The 4796-nt window shown below is 57.8% G+C and carries 4 protein-coding genes; 3 read left to right on the top strand and 1 reads right to left on the bottom strand.

Annotated features, from left to right (window positions below):
• Nucleotides 1-215 precede the first annotated feature (215 nt).
• From B3P22_RS22380 to B3P22_RS22370, 3 genes are all read left to right on the top strand, one after another.
• Nucleotides 216-602: a nucleotide pyrophosphohydrolase gene (locus B3P22_RS22380; protein ID WP_243350738.1), complete on the top strand. Its 387-nt coding sequence runs from the start codon at nt 216-218 to the stop codon at nt 600-602.
• 136 nt (nt 603-738) lie between these two features.
• Nucleotides 739-1743 carry a DUF3800 domain-containing protein gene (locus tag B3P22_RS22375; protein ID WP_254574240.1) on the top strand — a complete coding sequence of 335 codons (1005 nt, stop codon included), beginning with the start codon at nt 739-741 and terminating at the stop codon, nt 1741-1743.
• Nucleotides 1744-2048: 305 nt separating this feature from the next.
• On the top strand, nt 2049-3185 hold the full coding sequence (locus tag B3P22_RS22370) for an HNH endonuclease (RefSeq protein ID WP_243350740.1): 1137 nt from the start codon (nt 2049-2051) through the stop codon (nt 3183-3185).
• Between the two features lie 271 nt (nt 3186-3456).
• Here the strand turns inward: B3P22_RS22370 and B3P22_RS22365 are convergent, their stop codons facing one another.
• Complete coding sequence (locus B3P22_RS22365; protein WP_056931330.1) at nt 3457-4749, bottom strand: adenylosuccinate synthase; 1293 nt, start codon at nt 4747-4749, stop codon at nt 3457-3459.
• Nucleotides 4750-4796: the final 47 nt, after the last annotated feature.

Here is a 4796-nt window from a genome sequence, read left to right as displayed (position 1 = left end):
TATTTCCCCGAAGGGTGTTGTATTCACCGCCCTCCCGACGCAGGCATCGCGTCGGTTGTACCTGCGAGGCAGGCACAAAAAACCCACCGGTTTGTCGGAGGTGGGTACCGCTGTTTGAGGAGTTTCTAGGCTCCGAGACCCAGCATGCGAGCGGGCCCCACCGGGGTCAATGGCGGATTACCATTATCAGGAATTTCCTACAGCAACTCGATGCCATGCCCGACGCCCTCCATGAACTCCAGTCTGCCATGCGCCAATTTGCGCAGGAACGCGACTGGGAACAGTTCCACAGCCCCAAGAACCTTGCCATGGCCCTGAGCATCGAAGCCGGCGAGCTGATGGAACACTTCCAGTGGCTCACCGAAACCCAGAGCCGGAACCTGAACGACGAGCGCAAGGCTCAAGTCGGCACGGAAATTGCCGATGTCCTGCTTTACCTGCTGCGCCTGTGCGACGTGCTGCAGATCGACCCGGCCGCCGCCGCGCGCGGCAAACTCCTGATCAATGCCAAGAAATACCCGGTCGAACTTGCAAAAGGGCGCAGCGACAAGTACACCGAGCTTCACGGAAGCGGGGAAACATCAGGGAAAGATCCAGCGTGATTGTCTATCAGTCCACACGGGCCGGATTCCTCAGGGATTTAGAGGAAAACATGGCGATTGCATGTCAATCCAGCCCCCTCTTTTTCTCATTCAAACCGAGACCCAAATCGCATAGTGCTGAGCATAGCCAAAATACATGTTCATTTATATAGATGAGTCTGGAAGCTTCGTTCTTTCGCCAACCGTAGGAAGCTGGAATGTTGTTGCCGCATACGTTACCCCCGAGGCAGACCGGAGGCGGGCTGAGCTCGCGCTGCGCGAATTAAAGCTTGCCTCTAACCGAGCTCACACTGATGAAATAAAGCTCAGAGATATTAAAGAACAACAGCTCAAAGTTTTTCTCCAGAGGCTTCGCAACCTAGACTCAATCCTCTTCATCTCTGGAATTGATTTGGGCCAGCAAAAATTCAGTGAAATAATCGAACATCAAGCCATTCAAGCGGCTAAGATTCGAGCCAATAAGCCCCGGATGATTTACGAGGAAGGGCGCACATCCATTGAAAGCCTTGCCTCAAGAATCGAACAGCTATCACCGCAGCTGTATACCCAATTTGTCGCTCAAATTGACCTTTTGGATCAAGTCTATCGAGCGACAACTCTTTACTACTCGCAGCGAATCCCAGCAACCATTGGATCATTCCGCTGGCGTATTGACGAGAAAAATTCAGCACGCCCTCTCTTCGAGGAAACGATCAGGCACATGGCACCCGCGCTAATCCAATCGAAATCACTTGAGGAGCCTGGAATATTTGTCGATGGGTTTGATTACAGCCACTACGAGCGGGCATTTGGATACAGGCAAGATGAGATTCCAAAATACCTACAGGAAGAGACTGGCATTGAGATCAAATCCGCATCGAACCTCGGAAAGATCCTCTCGGACTTCTCATTCGTCCGGTCGCATGACCTACCAGGAGTGCAAATTGCCGACATCCTAGCCTCTGCCTATCGCCGAGCACTTCGAGGAGAGTTCCAAGATAATGTTGGGATCTCCCATTTGCTCGGCGCCCTGACTGTTCAGCGCGCCAACCCAGAACCATCCATTCACTTAATAACTCTTTCTGAAGAAATGCCTGCTTCGGGTGTTGCGCTTGAGGTCGCTCAGACTGCAAAGAAAGCGGCAAAGCCCATGCTTAGATAACTGGGCATGTAACGCTACAACTCATTCAACCCGCTGTCATTTAGTGGATTAGTTTAGGCTCGAAATTGAGACGCCCCTTTCGCCGAAAGCTGCCACATGAGCCAAAGATCTCGAGACAACCAGAGTTGCAGGTGCAGCCCTTGCTGCGACCAGCTTCGACGATAGCATCTCGTCCCAGAGCTAGCGTAATGCCACCGAATAGGCGTTTACAGAGTTGCTGTCTTTAGCTACGGAAGAACTTGCCAGCCACCTCATTCAAGACTACCGCACACTGTAAGCTGAGATATTGTACAAAGGGAAGACGGATGGCAAACGCATTCACGATTTATTGGGGCGCTACTGGTTGGCAAGACTTGTCTCCAGGTGATCCACTCCAAGGTGCCGGCGGCTCACATTTCCTCGGCAAAGTCAGTCCAGGTGATCGTGTATATGTGACCAACGTCGCAGGCGGCGTCCTTCGCCTACTGGGCGCCTTCACTGTGGGCAGGATCACCCGGACATCAGAGGGCCAGCCACCTGGCGTGAACTGGAAAGCACAGGAATACCTTTGGCCCGAAGTTGGCACGGCCACCGAGTTTGCGTTTCGAGAGCTGCCACTTGAACTTGTGAGCAGCTTACGCTTTAAGGGTGGCGCGGACCGGGTGGCGATGGATCGGCATGTCCCCGGGCAGATCGAACGCAACGCGATGCGAGTGATACGACGCTTGGCGCCCGCGTCCGCGCAAGTTCTTGAGCAGGCCCTTAGTACCGCCCCTACCGAGCCTTACATCTCCGGTAACCGTCGCCATGAGCGCCTTCCTGCCGAACTGATTAAGCAGGCTACTCCCGATCTGATCTTCGCAAGTGTGGCGGCCCTCTTGGGCGGCACACCGCACGGATTCGGCGAGTCCACTGACTACGATCTCATCACAGATGAGGGCATGCGCCTTCCTCCGAAGGCAGTGTTTGGCCATGCTCTTTCTCTTGCACTCAATCGCGAAATTTTTCCGAAACACTTTTCAGCAGGAGAGGACTCTCTTTGCTTTCGGCTCCTCCGGGAGGCCGGCTATCGCATTTTCCCGAAGGGCAAGATGCAGCCAGAGGTAGCCGAGACCGACTTTGATCAAAACGAGCCCCCTCCCGAGGTGTATCCCGAAGGAGCCCAAGCGCTGAGACAACATATCAGTCGTGAACGCAAGCCTGCGGCGGTTCGGGCAAAAAAAGCAGACTTCATTAGAAAGCACGGCCGCTTGTTCTGCGAGAGATGCCACACTGACCCTGTAGAAATTTTTGGCTCCGAACACGGTGAAGCATGTATTGAGATTCACCATGCACGAATCCAGGTAGGTGACATGCCTGTGGACCACATGACCCGGCTCGAGGACCTGCAGTGTCTCTGCGCCAACTGCCATCGCTTCGTGCATCGCCTGCTGCGCCGAGGCCTATCTATCCAAGGTGAATGAATCAGAGCGGAGCCAACTATGGGCTCGGTTTCAGGCCACCGCTCATCGGTATTGGCAAGACGAGTGACCAGATTGAAGCGCGAATGATCCGCACCGACGGCAGGTCCGCTCATGGCTTGAAGCAACGCCACCGCTATGTGGGAGCAGCAGGCATTTTGAGCTCGTAGATTTTTTTCATATGCAGCAACAAGAAGCCCCGCAGATGCGGGGCTTCTTGGTTCAACATCATCACTTCAGCGCTAGTGCCTCAGCTCCTTTAGGGCTAAACACCTCAACCCCACGGATCCTGCAGCACCATCGTGTGGTCGCGGTCCGGGCCGGTGGAGACGATGCTGATCGGGCAGCCGGCCAGTTCTTCCAGCGCGCGCAGGTAGGCGCGGGCGGCGGGCGGCAGCTGGTCCCACTCGGTGATGCCGTGGGTGTTCTCGCTCCAGCCCGGGAATTCCAGGTACACCGGGGTGCACTCTTCCCAGCCCTGCGCGTCCAGCGGGGCGTATTCGGTGCGCTTGCCGCGGTACTCATAAGCAATGCACACCTTGAGCTTTTCCATGCCGTCCAGCACGTCCAGCTTGGTGATGCAAAGGCCGGTGATGCCGTTGATGGCCACGGCGCGCTTCAGCGCGACGATGTCCATCCAGCCGCAGCGGCGCGGGCGGCCGGTGGACGCGCCGTATTCGGCGCCGCGGTCGCGGATGCCCTGGCCGATTTCGTCGTCCAGTTCGGTCGGGAACGGGCCGCCGCCCACGCGGGTTGCGTAGGCCTTGGCGATGCCCAGCACGTAGTCGATGGCGTCGGCGCCCACGCCGGCGCCGGCCAGCGCGCCACCCACGGTGGTGTTGGAGCTGGTGACGTACGGGTAGGTGCCGTGGTCGATGTCCAGCAGCGCACCCTGCGCGCCTTCGAACAGCACGCGCTTGCCCTGCTTGCGCAGGTCGTGGCAGATGCCGGCCACATCACTCTTCATCGGCTCCACGTACTCGCCAAAGGCCAGCGCTTCGGCATAGACGCTGTCGAAGTCCACCGGCTCCACGCCCAGGTACTTGGTGAGCACGAAGTTGTGGTAATCCAGCGCGGTGCGCAGCTTTTCGGCCAGCTGTTCCGGGTAGTGCAGGTCGGCGATGCGGATGCCGCGGCGCGCCACCTTGTCTTCATAGGCCGGGCCAATGCCGCGGCCGGTGGTGCCGATGGCCTTGCCGCCGGCGGCCTTTTCGCGCGCCTGGTCCAGGGCAATGTGGTACGGCATGATCAGCGGCGCGGCCGGGGAAATCTTCAGGCGCGAGCGCACTTCCACGCCGGCCGTTTCCAGCTCTTCGATTTCCTTGCGCAGCGCGGCCGGGGAAATCACCACGCCATTGCCGATCAGGCACAGCGCGTCGTCGCGCAGGATGCCGGACGGAATCAGGTGCAGGACGGTCTTCTTGCCGTTGATGACCAGGGTGTGGCCGGCGTTGTGGCCGCCCTGGAAACGCACGACTGCACCGATTTCCTCGGTGAGCAGATCGACGATCTTGCCCTTGCCTTCATCGCCCCACTGGGCGCCGAGAACAACAACTGATTGACCCATGGCGGGTGAACTCCTGAGTTGGCTGCGGCCATCGGGGCCGCGGACGG

The organism is Pseudomonas sp. UBA6323 (assembly GCF_002439135.1).
Taxonomy (GTDB): domain Bacteria; phylum Pseudomonadota; class Gammaproteobacteria; order Pseudomonadales; family Pseudomonadaceae; genus Aquipseudomonas.
Note: the sequence above shows the minus strand (reverse complement) of the source record. Positions and strands in the feature narration are given on the sequence as shown.

What these genes read in the sequence shown, in the direction of transcription:
- B3P22_RS22380 (WP_243350738.1), top strand. Translation starts at nt 216, where the DNA reads ATGCCCGACGCCCTCCATGAACTCCAGTCTGCCATGCGCCAATTTGCG.
- B3P22_RS22375 (WP_254574240.1), top strand. Translation starts at nt 739, where the DNA reads ATGTTCATTTATATAGATGAGTCTGGAAGCTTCGTTCTTTCGCCAACC.
- B3P22_RS22370 (WP_243350740.1), top strand. Translation starts at nt 2,049, where the DNA reads ATGGCAAACGCATTCACGATTTATTGGGGCGCTACTGGTTGGCAAGAC.
- B3P22_RS22365 (WP_056931330.1), bottom strand. Translation starts at nt 4,749, where the DNA reads ATGGGTCAATCAGTTGTTGTTCTCGGCGCCCAGTGGGGCGATGAAGGC.